An 18,876-nucleotide genomic window follows, 5' to 3' on the forward strand; every position below is an offset into this window, starting at 1 on the left:
AGGGGTGCTGAGTCCCTAGCCGTTCCACTCCGCTCCATTGACCCAAATGCGGGTGAAGGTCTGCCAGTCTGGATTGCGGACGATACGCCAATGGACGGATGAGGGCATGTCCACCTGAATATGCAAGTCACCGCCTTTGATACGCCATCCGACGTGTAGCGGACCATGTGGCGAGGCGCTGGCGCCTTCTGCCCATTCCAGATCGCAAGGGTGCGGGCTGACCATCACCTCGGTGGCGCCCGGCGCGGCGGGCAAGATTCCCAGCACACTGCGGTTGAGCACATACACGGGAGTGGAGGACCAGGCGTGGCAGTGACTGCGGGTCGGTATTTTTGCCTCCCAGCCGCGGAAAGTTTCCCAGCAGGTAGTGGCATCGCTGTCGATCATGTCGCGCCAGGAGCGGCGGATCATGTTCAAGGCATTCCGGGCATCGCCGACTTTTTCCAGGGCTTCCATGACGTACTGTAAGGCGAAGGGACTGCCGATGTGGACCATGCCGGCGGGCGGATCCAGTAGGTTCCGGAGCGCGCAGGCGCGGGCGGTGTTATCCGGGAACACATCATGGATCAGTGCCAGCGCACTGGTGTGCTGACTGAGCGTTGGGCTGATCGTACCGTCGTCACGGATGGCATCGGGATAACCGCCTTTGACTGGATCCCACAGTGCCACGATGGCGTTGTGGACCCGATGGCGCCAGGTCTCAAGCCAGGCCACATCATCCATGCGGCCAAGCTGCGCAGCCGCGCTGTGGGTGGCGTCGAGGGCCCCGATCAGGAACAGGGAGTTATGCAGCACGGTGCGGTGGTCCTGGTCAATGGGCGCCCAGTCGAAGAGATTCCAGACTTGGATGGAGAGCAGGCCGCCGCGCTCGGTGCAGTAGGCTTCAATCGCCTGGAGGTTCTGTTTCACGGCGGGGTAAAGTTCCATCAGGCCGCTGGCATCGCCGCTGGCTTGGTAATACTCCCAGACGTTTTGAACCCAGAGCAGACTCCAGGCGGTGAGGATGATGTCCCACCCGCTGGGCACCTGGCAACCTGTGATGGGCATATCATCGAGCGACTGTGCAGTCAGTCGCAGGCAGCGCAATGTGATATCATTGGCACCAAAACAGATGTTGTTGTAAAGCGATTCGTTGCGCGCGTCGCCGACCCATAACGTCTGCTCATACAGTGGGCAGTCTGTATAGGTGTCCTCCATACAGAGGCGTAGCGTGTAGGCGCTGATCTCCCAGATCCGGGTGAGGAGCGGTTCGGAACAGCGGAACTCGCCCTGACGTTCCACGGGATAAGTGGCCAGGAGAAGGCGGATGGTGCGGATACGGACGGGCCCGGTCTGATTGCGCAAGGTCAGAAACAGATAGCGTCCGGCGCGGCGTTTCAGCGACGTAAATGCGTTTACACCCTCCCGACAAATATAACGCAATCCATTGCGATTGCCATTCGTGTGCTGGAGTTCCTCGCCGATTCTGAATTCAATCAGATTCACGTCCACAATGGTTCCGGCGGCCGCCTCCACTTCAAACTCGACCCAGCCGATCAGTTCCTGCCCGAAGTCGAGGCACAGTTCGACATCACCAGTGGCCGCCGGAGCTACCGTGGTCCACTCATGATTGGCCGACAGGAGCGCGGCGGGATCGTCAACTTGCGGGCTGGCGTTGTGTTGTACTTCGCGGAAACGAAACTGGAGGGTGCTGTTGGCCAGGAACATCTCGCCGTGCGGGATCGGTCGGTACTGGCTGGCGGCGGCCGCCCGGGCAAACGAGGCGGCATCGCCACAGACGGCAAAGGGCTCGGCGCGCCCGGCGAACTCAGCGGGACCCGTGTCGTGGGTGGTGTTGGTGATATTGGAGGGGGGGACAAACCCGACGGCGAGATTGATCAGTGCCCATGGGTTTGTATCCTCGGATGCGCAGGGGTTACGCCAACCCAGGTCTGTTACGTCATCAAACCCCAGGCCGAGATCGTAACACCCATGGCCATAGTCATTTTGAACCAGCAGAGTAAGCAGATTATCACCCGGCTGTAATCGTAGTATGCCGTCGGTGACCTCACGCCCGCGGCAGAAGCAGCGGAATCCGTTTGTGTCGGTGTTGAGGCGGAGATCGCGGGAATGGTTGGACACTAGAAGCGTGCCCAGAACCGCGGCGAAAGGCATAATGTTCGCTGTACGATCCTGTGGATAGCAGAGATGCTTGAGGTCAAAGGTAACGATGTGTTGGGGGGCACTCACGACTTGCGCCTCCATCATCCGCTGGGGAAACACCGGCTCACGTGTCAGGAAGCGGACATCGCGTGGATGCAGATCCTGCCACGGTCCGGCACCGGCGGCATGGAACTCGCGGGCTCGAGGCCAGTCGCGATCATTGAGATCTTGACAAATTGCAGATGGAATTTCCTGCAGGGCATCCATCCATTCGGTGGCTTCCTGTTGGATACTGATGCGGGCCGTATCTGCGCGGTGTGCCGGACTGACACGGGCGCGCCAGGTTCGGTCGCTTTTGAGCCGTAACGACGTTCCGCTGCGGAATTGGACATCCAGTTGAGCCAGCAGGCCTGCTTCCTGCGGCACTTTGTGAAACGTGCTGTAACCGTAGTGGCGCGCGATGACCGCAATGACGTTGCGCCCCGGCTTTAAAAGATGGGCGACATTCAGTACGTCATACTGGAAATGCCTGGGCCAACTGCGACAGGGGCCGTCTTCAATCCAGTTGCCATTGATAAACAGGCGGTATTGTGAGTCGGCGGTGATCGCCAGCGTGGCCGTCGTGATCGCCTGCAGATGGAATGTTTTACGGAAAATTACGGTCTGATTTTGAGGACGTCGTTCGGGCGTGTCCGCCCAAATCCATTTTGCATTCAATTTATTCATGCGAGGGACGTTGCCAGAACGGTGCCGGGAAATCAAGACCGGTGGCTGTCATGCGGCGGCCGCGTTCAAAGAAGTCTTCGAGGGTTTCGAACTTCACTTCGGGCGGGAATGAATGGTCGGGGGGGGCTGGCATAGTTGCAGCCCATCTCCATGAGAGTGCCGATGGTACGGGTCATGACCATGTTCTTGTAAAGCCGAGGTTGGCATAAAAATACACTAATGTCGTGTCTTGTGTTTGTACGACAAAATTGTCGTCAAGCTGTAAGACTTTTCGAAGGCTTATTTGTGTCCCTGCGCTAATTCATGATTGTTAATTCAGTGATATAAGTGATTTGATTTTAACCTGTTGCGACATTTTGCGCTTTTTTTCAGTGGGATAAACCGGTTTCTCATGCAATTGGTACACCCTTTGCTATTGAAAATAAGAAATGTGTAAATTGGGGTAGGTCAAGCGAGTGACAAGATATTTGCCTGACAATGATGGTGAAGTGGCCATATAGCGTAATATGAAAGCAGAGGGTATCGCGGTATGAGATTAGCTAGTCGCTGGATGTGGTTTCTTGCGGTGGTGGTGGGGATGCTTCCCGCTATGCTCAGGGCTGGGGATGAGGTTTTCATTGCGACAACGACGGGTGGTCTCCCGGGGATCAATGGCGCGGATACCGTTTGGGTGTTGCTTTCCGCGGCGCTCGTGATGTTGATGACGCCCGGGTTGGCTTTTTTCTATGGAGGACTGGTCCGGCGGAAAAATGTACTCTCCATTCTGATGCAGTGCTTCATGATGTTGAGCGTCATCAGTCTGCAATGGGTCTTTTGCGGGTACAGTTTGTCGTTTGGCCCTGATTTGTTCGGGATCGTGGGAAGTCTGGAATGGGTAGGCTTAAAGAATGTGGGGATGGAAGCGTCCTCTTATGCCCCGACAGTTCCTCATACCGCCTTTGTAATCTTCCAAATGATGTTTGCAGTCATTACGCCGGCCTTGATTATTGGTGCCTTTGCCGAGCGTATGCGGTTTGCCGCCTTTGTTGTCTTCAGTCTATTGTGGACGACGCTGGTGTATGATCCCGTGGCACATTGGGTTTGGGGGCAGGGTGGTTTTCTGGGCACTCAGGGAGGAATGGGGGCCGTGGATTTTGCCGGGGGCATTGTGGTTCACATCAATGCTGGTATGGCCGCTCTGGCTGCGGTCATCGTGTTGGGCAAGCGCAAGGGCTTTCCCGATGCCATCTCGCCGCCTCATAATCTGCCCGTGGCCGTCCTGGGCGCCGGGTTGCTGTGGTTCGGCTGGTTTGGCTTTAATGCCGGAAGTGCCTTGGCCGCCAATCATGTGGCCGTTAACGCGTTTATGTGTACCCATATTGCGGGTGCCGCAGCCGGGCTCATCTGGTCGATTCTGGATTGGGTGAAATTCGGCAAGCCGACGACGTTGGGAATGATCACGGGTGCGGTGGCCGGGTTGGCCGCAGTGACGCCCGGGGCGGGCTATGTCGCGATATCGGGGGCCATCTGGATTGGCTTGCTGTCCGGGATCATCTGTTGGTTGGCGGTGACCGCTTTGAAGGCCAAATACCAGTACGATGATTCCCTGGACGCTTTCGGCGTACACGGGATTGGCGGTATCTGGGGAACCATTGCGGTGGGCATCTGGGCCACGCAATCGGTTAATCCCGCGGGTGTGAGTGGTCTTTTCTATGGAAATCCGATGCAGCTTTGGATCCAATTGAAAGCGGTGGGTATCACGATGGTCTATTCGTTCGTCATGTCCCTGGTGTTGTTTAAGGTGGTTGATTTTGTGATCGGCCTGCGCGTGAAGGAACATGAAGAGGCGATTGGGCTGGATCTTACCCAGCATCGTGAGTCAGGATATACCGTATTGGATTAAGAGGAGTAACCATGAAGTACATAATTGCAATCATTCAGCCGGATCGACTCGATGAGGTGCTCGCCTTGTTGTTGGCGAAAGATATTCAATTGGTGACCGTATCCAACGTGGTGGGCCGGGGCCGTCAGAAGGGAATCGCCGAGGTCTACCGGAGCCATAAAGAAGCCGGCACCCTGCTCAAAAAGGTGAAGCTCGAGATTGCCGTCAATGATGAGTTTTTGAAGCCCGCCATGGATGCCATCACTGAGGGAGCGCGTACGGGGCAGACTGGGGATGGTAAAATATTCGTGTTCGACATGCAGGATTGCCTGCGGATTCGTACCGGTGAAACAGGCTCCGTGGCGATCGGGTAGGTGTTCAGACTTCCAGATTGCCTGATACGTACGGGACCCCGTGGCGGCGCGAGATCAGGTTGGCGGAGATACGACCTGATTCGTAAATGGTTGGCAGCCCGCTCCCCGGGTGGGTTCCGCCGCCGACCAGATAACAGTGGTCAACGTCTTCAAATTTATTGCGTGGCCGCAGGTACACCATCTGGCCCAGATTGTGAGCCAGATTGAAGGTGGCTCCCTCGTAAACGTGATAGTCTTGATTCCAGTTCGCCGGGGTCACGAGTGTCTCGGTGACAATATGGTTCCGGAGTTTCATGCCCGTGCGCGCCTCGACGGCGTCGAGTGTCATTTCGCGATAAGCGATCCGGCGCTCGTCCCAATTGATGGCCCCGCGTAAATTAGGCACGGGGACCAGGATGTACAGGGCGGAGTGGCCGGCGGGCGCAAGGGTGGGGTCGGTCACGCTGGCGTTGCGCACGTAAAACGAAAGATCGCCCGACAGTTCCTTTCCGTTAAAAATGCGATCGATGTTGGCCCGGTAATCGCGGGCGAATACAATCTCGTGATGAGGGGAGTCGTAGCTCTTATCCAACCCGAGATACATCATGAACGTGGAGCAGGAGAGCTTCATGCTTTTCATTTTACGAGGTGTGTATTTTCGCAGGGCGCCAGGTGCGAAGAGCCGGGTGGCAGCATGCCCGAAGTCGGCGTTGATGACGACCTCATCGGCTTCCACGACGTCGCCACTGGTCAGGCGGACGCCTACAGCCACTCCGTTACGTACGACGATTTCCTCGACGGGTGTGGAGAGATGGATGTCGGCCCCATTACGGCGGGCGACGTCGGCCATGCACTCGGAGATCCGACTCAGGCCGCCGATGGGGTGGTAGATGCCATAGGCGTGTTCGATATAGGGAATCATCGCGAACATTCCCGGACATTCCCACGGAGACATGCCCAGATATTTGGATTGAAAAGTGAAGGAGAGCGCCAGGTCCTTATCCCCGAAGATCTTCATGACTTCCGAGAATAAGCTACGGCCTAGCGCCATGTGGGGGAGCGCCTGGATCAGGCTGCCGGAGAACAATGAAGACAGGGTATGGTAGGATTTTTGCAGGCAGGGGTAAAGTTTCTTGAATCGCACCGCTTCGCGGCTCATGAACTCATCATAGTGATTCTCGCGGCCTGGGAAAACGCGGGCAATTTCGGCTTTCATCCGTTCACGATTCATCGAGGTGTCGATGGTTTTGTCGGCGAAGTGGAGCCGGTACATGGGGTCCAGCCGGCGCATGTCCATCAGACTGTCAGTGGTCGCCCCGGCCTCCAGGAAGACCTCGTCGAGTACGTCTTTCAACATTAGGAATGTGGGGCCGGCGTCAAACACATAAGGGCCTGATTTAATGGCTGCATTCCGGCCGCCCACGGCGGGCTGGGCCTCGAAGAGGGTAACTTTGAATCCCCGGTGGGCGAGAATCATGGCCGTGGTGAGCCCTCCGGGGCCTCCGCCTACGATAACGATATGTTTTTGGGCTGGCATGGGTTGACTCCTTAGTTGCTCATAAAAAAATGCTGGAATCGTTTCAAGGTGACAAGAGAAATCCGGGAAGGGTGATAGGCCAGACCCGGGTCAAAGTGCGAGGAACGTGTCAACACGCTCCGATAATGGGTGAAGGTGTCAAAGCCCGCCTTTCCGTGATAGGCGCCCATACCGCTTTCCCCGAGGCCGCCGAACGGCAGGTCACGACTGAGGATGTGGCTCAGGGTATCATTGAAGCAGACGCCACCCGAGTGGGTTTCGGCGAGCAGGCGTTCCTGGGTGGCCCGTTCGCCGGTAAAGGCGTAAAGCGCCAGAGGCCGCGGCTGGCTACGGAGGTGGCTTATGACGTCATCCAGTTTTTCAAACGGAAGGACCGGCAGGATGGGTCCAAAAATCTCCTCCTGCATGACGGGGGCGGTTAGTGGGATGGCGGTGAGGACGGTAGGGGCGAGGTAGCGGTCGCTTTCGTCATATTGCCCGCCGCACTCGAGGTGGCCCTGCTTAAGAAAGGCCGTCAGGCGGTTCAGGTGGGAGGGGTTGACGATGCGCCCATAATCCGGACTTTGCTTCGGGTCGGGGCCATAGAACTCACGCAGGGTTCGGGTGAGGTGTTCGAGCCAGGGTTTCAGTAACTCCGCCTGAACCCAGACATGGTCCGGAGCCACACACGTTTGACCGGCGTTGAGAAATTTTCCCTGGACTATCCGGCGGGCCGCAACCTGTAGGTCGGCATCAGCGCAGATAATGCAGGGTGATTTTCCGCCCAGTTCCAGAGTGACGGGCGTGAGGTTCGGGGCTGCCGCCGCCAGCACCAGACGCCCCACGGCAGTGCTGCCGGTGAAGAAGATTTTATCGAACGGTTGGCAAACCAGTTCCCGGGCGCGGGTCGCATCGCCTTCCACCGCGGTGATATAGTCCTGCTGGAAATGGTCACGCAGGAGCCGGGCGATCACACCCGAGACATGCGGTGCGTATTCGGACGGCTTGACACATACGCCGTTTCCCGCCGCCACGGCGGACACCAGCGGCGAGAGGGCCAGGGCGAAGGGGTAGTTCCAGGGGCCGATGATGAGGGCTACGCCGTAGGGTTCGGGGTGAACGTGGCTGGAGCCTGGCTTGAGCCAAAGGGGAGTGCGGCGGCGCTGGGGGCTGCCCCAATCGTCGAGATGTTTCAAGGCGTAACGGATGTCGGCGAGAACAAAACCGATTTCGGAGGCATAGGCCTCGATGACCGGTTTGCCCAGATCCCGGTGCAGGGCGTCAAGAATATCGCCTTCGAAGGACTCAATCGCAGACGCCAGAATGTGGAGTTGCGCCCGCCGGTAGGTCAGGGAGCGGGCGGTGCCTTTGTCCCGGAATGCTTGCGCCTGCGTCAACCATGAATGTGCAGTCATGGGACAGGGAACGAAATATCGTCGCTTCCCGTCAAGGATATTGTATAAGACATTTTATCGAAAAGCGTTGGAGGCGAACCCGCGTGATAAGCTTGCTTTGAAATCTATCGCCGAGCGAACAGAGTGAGGGGAGCCACGACATCATGGCGGGAGAAAGAGGAGAAGTTATGAGTACACCGAAGCGCAAAAAAGTGATTGTCATCGGGGCTGGCCTGGGCGGACTATCGGCGGCAATTTCGCTGGCCCAGGAGGGTTATGCCGTGGAGGTCTTTGAAAAGAACGCGAAGATCGGCGGTAAACTGAACGTCCTCAGCGGGCGGGGCTATACGTTCGATCTGGGCCCTTCCATTCTCACGCTTCCCCATATCTTCGAACGGCTTTTCCAGATGTCGGGCCGGCGGCTGGCCGACTATATCCCGATCCGGCCGCTGCGGCCCCATTGGCGCAACTTTTTCGAAGACGGGACAGTGCTCGATCTGGTCCCTGAGGCTGACCTCATGGAAAAAGAGTTGCGCAAGGTCGGGCAGGATCCGGGGCAATTCAAAAAATTCTTAGACTATGCGGGGCAGCTTTACGACCTCGTTAATAAGGGCTACTTTGAGCGCGGGCTGGACAACGTGCGCGATTTTCAGCGGTTCTATGGACTTTTGGATTTCCTGAAGTTTGATCTTTTCCGCACGATGCACGGGGGCGTGGAACGGTTCATTGATGAACCGCATGTGCGCGATGTGCTTGATTATTTTATCAAGTATGTGGGATCCTCCGCCTACGATGCCCCCGCGTTCATGAACTGCCTGCCCACGATCCAGTTCCGGTACGATCTCTGGTATGTGGATGGGGGGCTTTACAACATCGCATTGGGATTACGCAGGCTGATGGATGAACTCGGGATTCCCGTGCATCTGAACTCCGAGGTGGCAAAGATCCGGACGCAAGGCAACCGGGTGATAGGCATCACCACCTCTGAGGGCGGGCAACACGAGGCGGAGATAATCGTCTCCAATATGGAGGTTATTCCCGCCCACCAGAAACTGTTGCCGCCGGATGTCGCGGCGCAACGGCGACTCCGGCGTTTCGAGCCCGCCTGTTCGGGGCTGATCCTTGACCTGGGCCTGGATATCAGCTACCCGCAACTCGCACACCATAACTTCTTTTATTCGGGCGAGCAGCGGGCACACTTTGATGCGGTCTTTAAAAAGGGGGTTCTCTCCGACGATCCTACCATCTATCTGGTGGCCGCTTCCAAGACCGACCCGACGGTGGCGCCGCCAGGGTGTGACTGTCTTAAAATCCTGCCCCACATTCCCTGCCTGAATGAGAAGCAACCGCTGACCGACGCGGACTACATGGCTTTTAAGGATCGGGTCATCCTCAAACTCGAGCGTATGGGTCTGACGGACTTGCGCAAGCACATTGTGTTTGAGCATGTGTGGACGCCCCGTGACATTCAGCGGCAGTATTACTCGAACCGGGGTTCCATCTACGGGGTGGTGGCGGATAAGTGGAAAAATTTCGGATTCAAGGCACCCAAGCAGGATGCGCGCTATGCCAATTTGTTTTTTGTCGGCGGCTCCGTTAATCCCGGTGGCGGAATGCCGATGGTCGTATTGTGCGGCCAGAATGTGTGCCGCAAGATTGTAGAGTGGGACCGGGGGTGACCGTGCTACTGATAGTGATGGGGCTATTGGAGCAGCGGTATAACCGGTTGAGATTGACAGCCGTTTTGAGGCGCAAGCGTCCCGATGCCTTGTCCTGATGCTTTTTGGGGTGTGCATCCGTCCCGGCTCTGGTATAGTCAAAATGCATTAAGAACTGATTCGGTGTGGTTCAAAAATTATCGAACCTGCAGGAGGAAGTGACTATGTGTAACGTCTTAATTGTTGAATACAGTCTGTACGGCCATATTTACAAAATGGCAGAAGCGGTCGCTGAGGGCGTTCGGGGAGTGGCCGGTTGCAATGTCGTCATAAAGCGTGTGCCGGAAACTCTGTCGGAAGAGGTGTTGGGCAAGATGGGGGCTGTTGAGGCCCAGAAAAAGATGGCGCATATCCCGATTGCTTCCGTGGATGACCTTGCTGCCGCAGACGCTATTATCTTTGGCGTCCCGACCCGTTTCGGCAATATGTGCGGCCAGATGCGTCAGTTTCTGGATGCTACTGGCGGGCTTTGGATGAAAGGCGCGCTGATCGGTAAGCCGGGGAGCGTATTTTGCAGCTCAGCCTCACAGCATGGCGGACAGGAATCAACGATTCTCAACTTTCACACCACGCTGTTGCACCAGGGGATGATCGTGGTCGGGCTGCCTTATGCCTTTGCAGGACAACTTGGTTTTGCCGAGGTGACCGGTTGCAGCCCCTATGGCGCGTCAACCATCACGGGTGGCCAGGGTGAACGGATGCCCAGCGAGAACGAACTGGCTGGTGCCCGTTTTCAGGGTGCTCATGTGGCCCGCATCGCCCTGAAACTCAAGGGCTGATGGAAAAGCGAAAAATTGTTGTCAACGACCGGATGCAGTCCGGCTTTGTCTACTGGTTGACAGAGCCGGTGGGGTGGAATTTTCTGCCTGCCTTTGATCCTGAATTATCGCCAAAACAAATGCTCGAAATGGGCGTTTTCGGCGGGAAATACATGACCGATTGTCAGGAGGAATTTCCCCGCTCCTGGTTCTTGAGAGCGAAGCTGAGCCCCGATAAGCGTAATCCCAAACTGAATTATTTTGGCGTCAATGCTTCGAAACCCCTGAGTTATTGGATGGAGAAGGACTGGATCTACCCGGATGATCCACGGGGCTGGTTCCAATGGTACTGCCGGTATTACATGGGACGGCGATGTCCCGACGACAACCGCCAGATCAAGCGCTGGGCAGCGATGACCCGCCATGTGGCCCAGCTCAAGAAAGCCTGCCCGGCGGGAGACGTAAGTTGCCGCCCGCGCCAGCGTCAGGCCCTCTTGCATTGGGCTTATGATAGCCGGACGTTGTGACCGGCCTCTACGGTCAATCGAACCGCACCTTAAAGGTTCGTATCTCGTAAGGTTTGATCTCAAAGGTCAACGTCTTACCGTCCATTTTAACCGGGACATCCTCACGTTCGAGCAGATTGCACTCCGTCGCCGTACGTAGCGCCTTATCAAAGGTCACGGTCACCGGGCGGGTCGCGCCATACCGCTCCAGCAAACGGATCACAACATCATGGCTCTTCTCCGCCTGCTTCAGGGCCTCCAGCGTCACATTGGGCGCATCCACGGAAATAAACCCGTGAATCGGGGGCAGTTCGCCTTTGTGCCCATCGCACACCACCACGCCAACAGGATCATTCAGGTCCAGCGCCTGCTGGTGTGTTCCCCCTTCAGCCCAGCTCCCGTTATGCGGGTAGAGCGAGTAGGTGAACCAGTGTTGCTCCTGATCCGACAGCGGGTCGGGACTGAGCGGACCGCGCAACAGCGAGAGTGACATCATGCCGTCGAAGGCTTCATGTCCATACTTGCAGTTGTTCAGGACGCTTAAACCATAATCATGCTGCGAGAGATCCATCCAGTAATGGGCTGATACCTCGAACTTGGCCTCATCGAACGAATTGTTCCGGTAACTGCTGCGCTGGATATTGCCATAGGGAATATCATACGTCGCCAGTCGCGTCACAATATTGGTGAAGAAACGGATCTTCAGCAACTTCTGCTGTTCATGCCAATCCACCCATGTTTCGAAATCAACGCGGGCAGAATTGCGGGTGAGCACAATCCGTTGGGTCATCTTCGAACCGCGGAACGATCGCGAGACTTGAACGGCCGAACGGACCGGGCCATTTTCCAGTACTTCCACGGTCGCGCCTGAAACATCAAACGTGACCTTGGTATAAGTTGGAGCAATATCCCACGCCTCATAGTTACCCGGCACATCCTCGTAAAGCTTCAGGACATTACCGCGCTTGCCGGCATCAATACATTCATGTCCCGTCTGTTTATCCACCAGCGAAACAATTTCCCCTTCGCCGTTCAGGGTCACCCGCACCAGATCGTTCTCCAGTAACGTCCGGCTGACGGAAACAGGCTTGAAGCTGGTTTTGCCTGTTCCCTGGATCAGGCGGAACACCTTGTACCCGACGGCAGGAACCCCGTCCGCTTCAAACAGCATGACGCTGCGTCCGGTCTCATAGTGTTTGATAAACTGGCAAGGGACTTCATGCCCTTCACTATCAATCACGTGGACGTTTGCGGGTTCCAACTCCACCGATGCGATGGTATTGCGGACAAATGGCTGGCTGTTAAACACGACCAGGGCACGCCCTTCGCCAGACGTATGCACGCGGCGGACTATCGCTACGCGGGACTGGCCCAGCACCTCGTTGCCGATAGCGAGCGTCTTGTCATAGGCTTCCAGCAGATCCTGATAAACAGGGGAAATGTGGGAGCCTGGCAGCGAATCATGGAACTGATTGGTCAGCACAATCTTCCAACCCTGTTCCAGCGTTTCGCGCGGATAGACGCGGCCGCTCAACACACTGAAGAGTTCGGCGTTACGATACAGGTTTTCACAAATGCGGTTGAGCTTTTTGAGGCGGGCTTTGGTGGTATGTACCCCGCGGTGCTCTTCCAGATAGAGTTCATCGTTCCAGACCGGCAGGTCGGCGTCCTTGCCCTTCTCGTACATGCGATCCAACGCCTCTTCGACGAATGAAGGCTTGGTCGGAACCACGCCGGGGAAGTTCGCATATCTGCGTTGATACTCCAGCATTTCCACATCCGGCCCACCACCGCCATCACCCCAACCGAAGTTGTAGAGACTTTCGCCAATGGTCTTCTTGTCCCCGAAGTTCTTCCAGTGCTCAGCCAGATGGTCGGCCTCGATCGAGCCGATAAAGTGCGTTGGGGGCATCAGCGAGAAAATGCGCGAGCCGTCCGGGCCCTGCCACCAGAACGTGTTTTTCCGCCAGGGGTTGGTGTCGTTCCAGACGCCCATTTTGTGCGTCACAAAGTACTTCAGCCCACTCTTGGCCAGAATTTGGGGCATGGTCCAGGCGTTGCCAAAAACGTCCGGGCACCAGCAGGTTCGCGGGGTGACCCCGAACTCACGCTCCACAAAATCGATTCCGTACAGAATCTGACGGGTAAACGATTCGCCTGAAATCAGGTTGCAGTCAGGCTCGACCCAGAAGGCGCCGATCACTTCCCACCGCTTAGCCTTCACCATCTGCTTAACTTCCTCGTACATCTCCGGATAGTTATTCTTCATCTCCTCGTACATGAGCGGTTGGCTCTGGGAGAAGGTGTACTCCGGGTATTGTGCCAGCAGCCGCAGGGCGGTCGCGTGGGTACGCCCGAGCTTGCGCACGAACTCGGCATGAGTCCACAGGAAGACCACGTCCAGGTGGGAGTTTCCGGCCAGATGAATCAGTCCTTCCTTCTGGAAGCGATCTGTTTCATAGATTTCGCGGCGCAGGATATCACGGGCTTTCCGGGCATTGGCGCGCCGTGCATCCATATCTTTCTCATTTTGGTCGATCGGCTCGATGGCCTTGATGAAGCCGGCCTTGAGGAATTCCACCAGGTCAGGATCCTGATTGGGCACCATCATGACATTGTAGGCGGCGCGGAAATCCCAGTAGATGTCTTTCATTTCAACATCCATCACGGCCAGTTGCGAGATTTCCAGCGTCTTGATCTCGTCTTCGCCGAAATGCCACATGATGTAGGACTCGGCCTCGAACTCATAACTTTCGTCGCCATTGGCGTGATTGGTCAAAAATACAGTATCCCGAAACGGGTCGATGCCGTGATAGGGCTTGCCGTTTACGTAGAGCAACGTGTCTCAGCTGAAATAGACCTTGAGGACAACCGTCTTGCCCTTGAAACGGGCGGGCATCCGGCCATTGCACCGGAACTTGGCACTCATGTCGGGACCACCCCAACGCTCGCCCACGGAAATCGGACGCCACTCGTCGTCGATCGCGATACGCTCGCGCTGGCGGGTATATTTGAAATGTTTGAACTCCCAACCATTTAACGGTTCGACATCTGTAAAGATCAGCTTGTTCAGGGAGTTAATCTTGATGTCGACGGTCTCCTCGAAGGAAATGATGCGGCGGCGCTTTCCCTTGATTTCCGTCCGCCAACGCCCGAGAATCTCATCCAGTCCAGAAACTTTCTTAGCCATGTTCGATCTCCTTAAGCAGGTTCCGTTTACTCATCAGGGTAAATAAAAAAAGTTTCAATTCTAATTGTCCAAGCAAAGGAAGTCATCGGGATTGCCCGCGAGATGATTCCGAGAGAAGTTCGTCAAGGCCCTCGAGCCGGTATTGTTCGCACACCGTCCGGATTTCGTTCAGGTCAAAATCGGGATTACGGGCCAATAACTCGACGATGTCGGCTTTCGATTTGTAGCCGCCGGCATAGAGTTTAAGAGCGACAAGATGGGGGATTGGGACGATCCTGAGCGGACTGCCCTCCCTCACCACAAGATTCGAAAGACGCAAGGCGTCTTCAATCACCGCCGGGAATCTGTTCGCGTAACTGATGATTTGCAGGAGGCCAAAGGGGCCGCTCACATCGATGACGCCTCCCAAGGGATCGTCGCCGTCAGGCTCCCTCAGTTCAGCCGTGAAGCCCGCCTTGCGGAGCGATTCTGTGAGCGCCCGCATCGTCGGAAGGTCGGCATTCACCCCCAGGTCGAGATCTTCCGTTTGTCGCACGTAGTGGTGGGCGGCGAGCGCCACGGCGCCGATCACCACGGCGTCAATGCGATGCCCCTTAAGGATGCCGATGACACCTTCCGCGGCACGCAGGATGGCTTCAGGATCGTTCACGGGTCAGTTATCCTTGGGTTGCGGTTTGAGCCACGCGAAACGGGTGCTCATGGTCAGCGCCGTTTCTATTCTCGCCTGTACGGACAAGCGTTTAAGCCGTTCCAATTCCAGCTCACGGGAACGCTCCAGGCACAAACTGCGTCGCGGCCGATGCGCAACATTGGTGATGATTGACTCCATGTGTTTAGAATAACCTTTCCGCTGTGAAAATTACCAAGGATGCCAAGCGAGACGCAAGAAGAATGACTGACGCTCATTTAAGTTCCACGAGGCGCCAGGAGACCCAGTCGAGGGGGATTTCTCCCAGGTAGGTTCGGGCGCAGACAAACAGGCGTTCGGGGCACCCCAGGAGATCGAGAGGGATCTCGGCTTCAATGTCCCGCATATGGTGCAAAACTCTGATTCTATTGGTTGGTAGTGAAAGGTTCTGGTTGTGGACGGTATTTCCCAGGAGGCCGATCTCCACCCGGATCTTAGGCATCAGTTCGAAGGGGACATCGTGGCGGTACCCGAAAACCTGGATAGCTGCTGATACCGCTTCGCCCAGAGGGCGCGACAGGTTAATGGATAATTTGACGGCATTGGTTTCCAACTGGATATGGCGCCACTCAAGACCAACGAAACCATTGCGTTCAGATTCGGTTAAATGGTTTTCCTCATCACGTTCATCAGGCCGGGGGGGCGCGGTTGGCAACAGGCTCACCTTGGAGCGGGTCGTGATCGGAGCCGGGAAGACGATTCTTTCGAAATCTCCGAAAAGCTCATTGGTTCGCATGAATGATTCCAGATAGTGTGCGGCATATTCAAATTGGGACCGGTGTGCCCGCAACGCTTTTTCCTTGCCGGCAATCAACTCCGGCGTCAGTCTGAAATCGCGCCAGGCAATATCGTCCTCGAAAAACGCTGGCGGTTTGAGGGGGAGGCCGGGGTGGTTGCCGCGCGGATTGGGCCAGCGGGGAAAATGGACCATGTAAGGGAAAACTTCAGGGCGAATCTCACTTTCAAGATTCCACAGGGTCAATTGTGTAAAGCAATAAAGTGCCCGGTGATCCACGTTGAAATCGGCCGGGTGTGAAACGCAAATCTTGGTTGGCATAAAGGCGCGTATCACGCTGGTGAGATCCTTGACGATTTCTTCCCCTCGGTAAGGTGCCCCGGGCCGCAAGGCATTGGCATAGGGTACTGCAGTGGCGTGAGTCATCATCCCTTCGGCAGGAGGGCTATCGCCCCAGTGGTTGATCCAGATGCGGAGGGTCCCGAAGTCGGGATAGCCCAGAAACGTGAGTTGGTTGGTGGATAGCCCCAACGTTTCCGCCGCCACCACCGCTTCATTATGACGGATCAGGCCCATCTGTTTGACGGCTCCGGGGGCCAGTACGGCATGTTTGCGGTAAATTAGAAAGGACCATTCATTATTGTCCCCATATGTGAAATAGACCACCCGTACGGGAAGCTTCATGGCGACACTTTGCTGAATGACTCCTCCGCATCCAATGACTTCATCATCTGGGTGCGGGGCGAGGATGAGAATGCGGTCAGTGTTGCAAAGCGTTACAGGGCCTGAAGAGAGCCGTTCGGCTGTGGCCAGCAAGGGGACTGTGATGAGGGCGAGGAGGAGTAAACGCGCGCTGCAACTCCGTTTTTTAACGAACCGCTTTTCCAAATACGATAACATGAACATCGCGAACTCCCTTGTTAGCCGGCAGGGTTTCATCGTATTCAAAAATCGGCTTGAAGTCCATCCGTTCAAAAAATGCGCAGGCCCCGGCATTATTGGCGAGAACAGTGGCGTGGACGCCCGGGACATGATTGGTCTTGAGCTTTTGCAGCAGCAATGAAATCAGTTTAGAGCCGGTATGGTGGCCTCGTGCCTGCTTCAAGAGGTTGATATGGAGGTGGGCGGGGTAATTCTCCGGCACGTGGAAAGGGGGGCGGATACATTGACCTTTTCGCTTTATTAAGGCTCCCGCCATGGCCCAGGTTGTCGACTTGAAAAGAAGCCCCCGCCCGAGCGCCAGAAGGAAGGCTTGTGGGCCGATGCTCCAGTGGAGACTTTTTCTGAAAGCATGGGTGTCAGGGGCAGCCGTCAGGTACCCGACTAGTTGTCCATTGAGTTCGGCAACCCAGGAATAATCGCTGACGAAGTCGGTATAATATCGTGTTACAAGGTCACTAACCAATTCCCGGTCTGAAAAGAAGTTTTCCAGCGGCTCGCCCGCAGCAGCCGTTTCAGCGCAGATATGCCGGATGGCACTCCGGTCACTGGCCTGATAGGGACGGATGTTCACGGTGTCTATGGAACTGGGTTGTTCGAGGGGGGGCATGAGTCTATTCCGGTTACCGTTGGCTGATACGGAGCTGGTGGCATTCATTCCCGCCTCTAAGCTTAGGGGCGGAAGGTTGGTTACTTTTTCCTGGAATCCTTGTGATGGCATGCAATGAACTTGGCTCGCACCTTTTCGACATGCTGCTTCGTATCCGCTCCAAGCTCGCGGGCAATAGCCTGATATTCAGGGGAATCGGCTTTCACGATTTCGTAGAAATGTGAGTCAATCAGTGATGTTTCCACGTCCAGAGCAACTGAAAGGGCATGTATGGGAGAGGGGGGCGTTAGACGTGCTGATTCTAATTCCTTTTTAACCATGTCCATTAAGGGTGCCATCGCAACGGTGTCGAACCGTCCAATATCCTGAAAAATCAGGCCCTTTCCCTGAAGGTGAACCACCGATGTGAGTTGAGCGGCATGTTCTTTTTCCTCAAGCGCAAGGTCCTGCCAGAATTCAGACATTTCCTGATTTGTCCGCCCGAACTCTGAGTAGAGGTCAGCGATCAGTAACTCACAGGTTATCAGGTTGTTGATAATCTTGCGTTGGGCTTCGCGAATATGATGCTTGATATCCATAGTGATGCGTTCTTTTTCTAATGTCTTCAAAAAGTACCACAATTCCGTGTGTCGGTGTCAAATGTCTTTTAACTAAAACATTCGATGCCACATGCTTCTTGGATATTTATGAGGAATCTCTACCGTTGGTAGATGGGGAGCTGGCGGTAGGAGACACTCAGGGAGAGAATGGCCATGCTGGTGCAATAGGTGATATCTTTATCATGGCTGCCCGAGATTGGCCATGAACCGTCTTTTGACTGCGTTTTAAGAATGGTGTCATAGAGGATCGGGGCAAAGGCTTCCCATTCCGGACCACCCAGCTGGAACATCCCGTTGGCCACATAGTACAGGGCATAGTAGCGGCCAGAATCGCCACTGAACGGTGAGTCTTTTTTGAACTGATTAATAATATACTGCCCCGCCTTAAGCGTGACATCTTCGCGGTGCCTTCCGGATAGTTCCAGGCAGAGGAGGCCGATTCCTGTACGGGCCAGGTTGGCCCCGCCACCGGGCTGGTAGGCGAACCCATTGTCCTGGGTCCGGCAGCGGAGGATGAACTTCACGGCTTTATCAATCGCCTCCTTGGGCACTGGTGCGCCATTGTTCCGGGTCGAGCGCAAGGCCGCCAAGGCCCAGCCGGCAAGGGAGATATCGCTGTCGGTACTGGTGGGCTGATAGCGCCAGCCGCCAGCCATGGACTCGGGCTTATTGACATCCTGGGCGTCCAATATGATGCGGATGGCCCTTGGCAGAATCGCATCGATCCTGGCCTGGCGTTCCGGATCCACCATGCCGGAGACTTCCGAGAGCATCAGGCAGGCGATGTTGTGGCTATACATCTGGCCCTGGCCGCCCATCATCGTGCCTTTCGTGTCCGGGGTTGTGAGAATGAAATCTATGCCGTGATTGATCACATCGCCATAGGGAGGAAGTCCCGGTGTATGGCCCCGGGCCAGAAATGCCATGACGGCCAGAGATGTGATGGCGGGTGACTGCTTTTCTCCGATCGCCCCATCTTTTGTTTGTGATTTGGCGAGGAAGGAGAGCCCTTTATCCACCGCCTCATCAAACGCGCGTTGATACTTTACATCTTGTATCACAGAGGGTGCAGCGTTGGACGAGGAGGCCAGCAGGAGAGTGAGCGTTGCCAGTCCAAGTAATCGTGTGAAGATATTCATA

At 55.9% G+C, this 18,876-nt stretch carries 17 protein-coding genes; 5 read left to right on the plus strand and 12 right to left on the minus strand.

Annotation, left to right across the window (positions count from 1 at the left end):
* Positions 1 to 15 precede the first annotated feature (15 nt).
* Together WCI03_00585 and WCI03_00590 are read right to left on the minus strand one after the other, a co-directional pair.
* Positions 16 to 2,868 (minus strand): alpha-L-rhamnosidase N-terminal domain-containing protein, encoded by a 2,853-nt coding sequence (locus tag WCI03_00585; protein MEI8138342.1) that lies wholly within the window; start codon positions 2,866 to 2,868, stop codon positions 16 to 18.
* On the minus strand, positions 2,861 to 3,001 hold the full coding sequence (locus WCI03_00590; protein ID MEI8138343.1) for a hypothetical protein: 141 nt from the start codon (positions 2,999 to 3,001) through the stop codon (positions 2,861 to 2,863). Before WCI03_00590 ends, WCI03_00585 begins: the two co-directional genes overlap by 8 nt.
* Before the next feature lie 396 nt (positions 3,002 to 3,397).
* Here WCI03_00590 and WCI03_00595 point away from each other — a divergent pair, with 396 nt between their 5' ends.
* Positions 3,398 to 4,750 (plus strand): ammonium transporter, encoded by a 1,353-nt coding sequence (locus WCI03_00595; GenBank protein MEI8138344.1) that lies wholly within the window; start codon positions 3,398 to 3,400, stop codon positions 4,748 to 4,750.
* An 11-nt stretch (positions 4,751 to 4,761) separates the two neighbouring features.
* Entirely contained in the window at positions 4,762 to 5,103 is a 342-nt protein-coding gene (locus WCI03_00600; GenBank protein MEI8138345.1) for a P-II family nitrogen regulator, read from the plus strand.
* Between the two features lie 4 nt (positions 5,104 to 5,107).
* On the opposite strand, the gene crtI (WCI03_00605) is transcribed toward WCI03_00600, so the two are convergent.
* The gene (gene crtI, locus WCI03_00605) at positions 5,108 to 6,619 is read right to left on the minus strand and encodes a phytoene desaturase family protein (GenBank protein MEI8138346.1); all 1,512 of its coding nucleotides are present in this window, start codon (positions 6,617 to 6,619) and stop codon (positions 5,108 to 5,110) included.
* An 11-nt stretch (positions 6,620 to 6,630) separates the two neighbouring features.
* Positions 6,631 to 8,013 carry an aldehyde dehydrogenase family protein gene (locus tag WCI03_00610; GenBank protein MEI8138347.1) on the minus strand — a complete coding sequence of 461 codons (1,383 nt, stop codon included), beginning with the start codon at positions 8,011 to 8,013 and terminating at the stop codon, positions 6,631 to 6,633.
* A gap of 167 nt (positions 8,014 to 8,180) precedes the next feature.
* Here WCI03_00610 and crtI (WCI03_00615) point away from each other — a divergent pair, with 167 nt between their 5' ends.
* The 3 genes from crtI (WCI03_00615) to WCI03_00625 all read left to right on the plus strand — a co-directional run bounded on the left by crtI (WCI03_00615) (position 8,181) and on the right by WCI03_00625 (position 10,995).
* On the plus strand, positions 8,181 to 9,671 hold the full coding sequence (gene crtI, locus WCI03_00615) for a phytoene desaturase family protein (GenBank protein MEI8138348.1): 1,491 nt from the start codon (positions 8,181 to 8,183) through the stop codon (positions 9,669 to 9,671).
* Between the two features lie 203 nt (positions 9,672 to 9,874).
* A complete protein-coding gene (gene wrbA, locus WCI03_00620) occupies positions 9,875 to 10,489 on the plus strand; it encodes an NAD(P)H:quinone oxidoreductase (GenBank protein ID MEI8138349.1) in 615 nt (204 codons plus the stop codon).
* The gene (locus tag WCI03_00625; GenBank protein MEI8138350.1) at positions 10,489 to 10,995 is read left to right on the plus strand and encodes a hypothetical protein; all 507 of its coding nucleotides are present in this window, start codon (positions 10,489 to 10,491) and stop codon (positions 10,993 to 10,995) included. Before wrbA ends, WCI03_00625 begins: the two co-directional genes overlap by 1 nt.
* Positions 10,996 to 11,008: 13 nt before the next feature.
* Here the strand turns inward: WCI03_00625 and WCI03_00630 are convergent, their stop codons facing one another.
* The 8 genes from WCI03_00630 to WCI03_00665 all read right to left on the minus strand — a co-directional run bounded on the left by WCI03_00630 (position 11,009) and on the right by WCI03_00665 (position 18,875).
* A complete protein-coding gene (locus tag WCI03_00630) occupies positions 11,009 to 13,813 on the minus strand; it encodes a glycoside hydrolase family 38 C-terminal domain-containing protein (protein ID MEI8138351.1) in 2,805 nt (934 codons plus the stop codon).
* A gap of 6 nt (positions 13,814 to 13,819) precedes the next feature.
* Positions 13,820 to 14,164 (minus strand): hypothetical protein, encoded by a 345-nt coding sequence (locus tag WCI03_00635; protein ID MEI8138352.1) that lies wholly within the window; start codon positions 14,162 to 14,164, stop codon positions 13,820 to 13,822.
* 82 nt (positions 14,165 to 14,246) lie between these two features.
* Entirely contained in the window at positions 14,247 to 14,813 is a 567-nt protein-coding gene (locus WCI03_00640) for a hypothetical protein (protein ID MEI8138353.1), read from the minus strand.
* 3 nt (positions 14,814 to 14,816) lie between these two features.
* A complete protein-coding gene (locus tag WCI03_00645; GenBank protein MEI8138354.1) occupies positions 14,817 to 14,993 on the minus strand; it encodes a hypothetical protein in 177 nt (58 codons plus the stop codon).
* A 73-nt stretch (positions 14,994 to 15,066) separates the two neighbouring features.
* Positions 15,067 to 16,494: a PIG-L deacetylase family protein gene (locus tag WCI03_00650; GenBank protein MEI8138355.1), complete on the minus strand. Its 1,428-nt coding sequence runs from the start codon at positions 16,492 to 16,494 to the stop codon at positions 15,067 to 15,069.
* The gene (locus WCI03_00655) at positions 16,457 to 17,137 is read right to left on the minus strand and encodes a GNAT family N-acetyltransferase (protein ID MEI8138356.1); all 681 of its coding nucleotides are present in this window, start codon (positions 17,135 to 17,137) and stop codon (positions 16,457 to 16,459) included. The genes WCI03_00650 and WCI03_00655 overlap by 38 nt, the downstream gene beginning before the upstream one ends.
* Before the next feature lie 80 nt (positions 17,138 to 17,217).
* Positions 17,218 to 17,745, minus strand: a complete 528-nt coding sequence (locus tag WCI03_00660; protein ID MEI8138357.1) for a hypothetical protein — start codon at positions 17,743 to 17,745, stop codon at positions 17,218 to 17,220.
* 89 nt (positions 17,746 to 17,834) lie between these two features.
* Positions 17,835 to 18,875, minus strand: a complete 1,041-nt coding sequence (locus tag WCI03_00665; protein MEI8138358.1) for a prenyltransferase/squalene oxidase repeat-containing protein — start codon at positions 18,873 to 18,875, stop codon at positions 17,835 to 17,837.
* Between the last annotated feature and the right edge of the window lies 1 nt (position 18,876).

The sequence above is a fragment of the bacterium genome, from assembly GCA_037143175.1.
Taxonomy (GTDB): domain Bacteria; phylum Verrucomicrobiota; class Kiritimatiellia; order CAIKKV01; family CAITUY01; genus JAABPW01.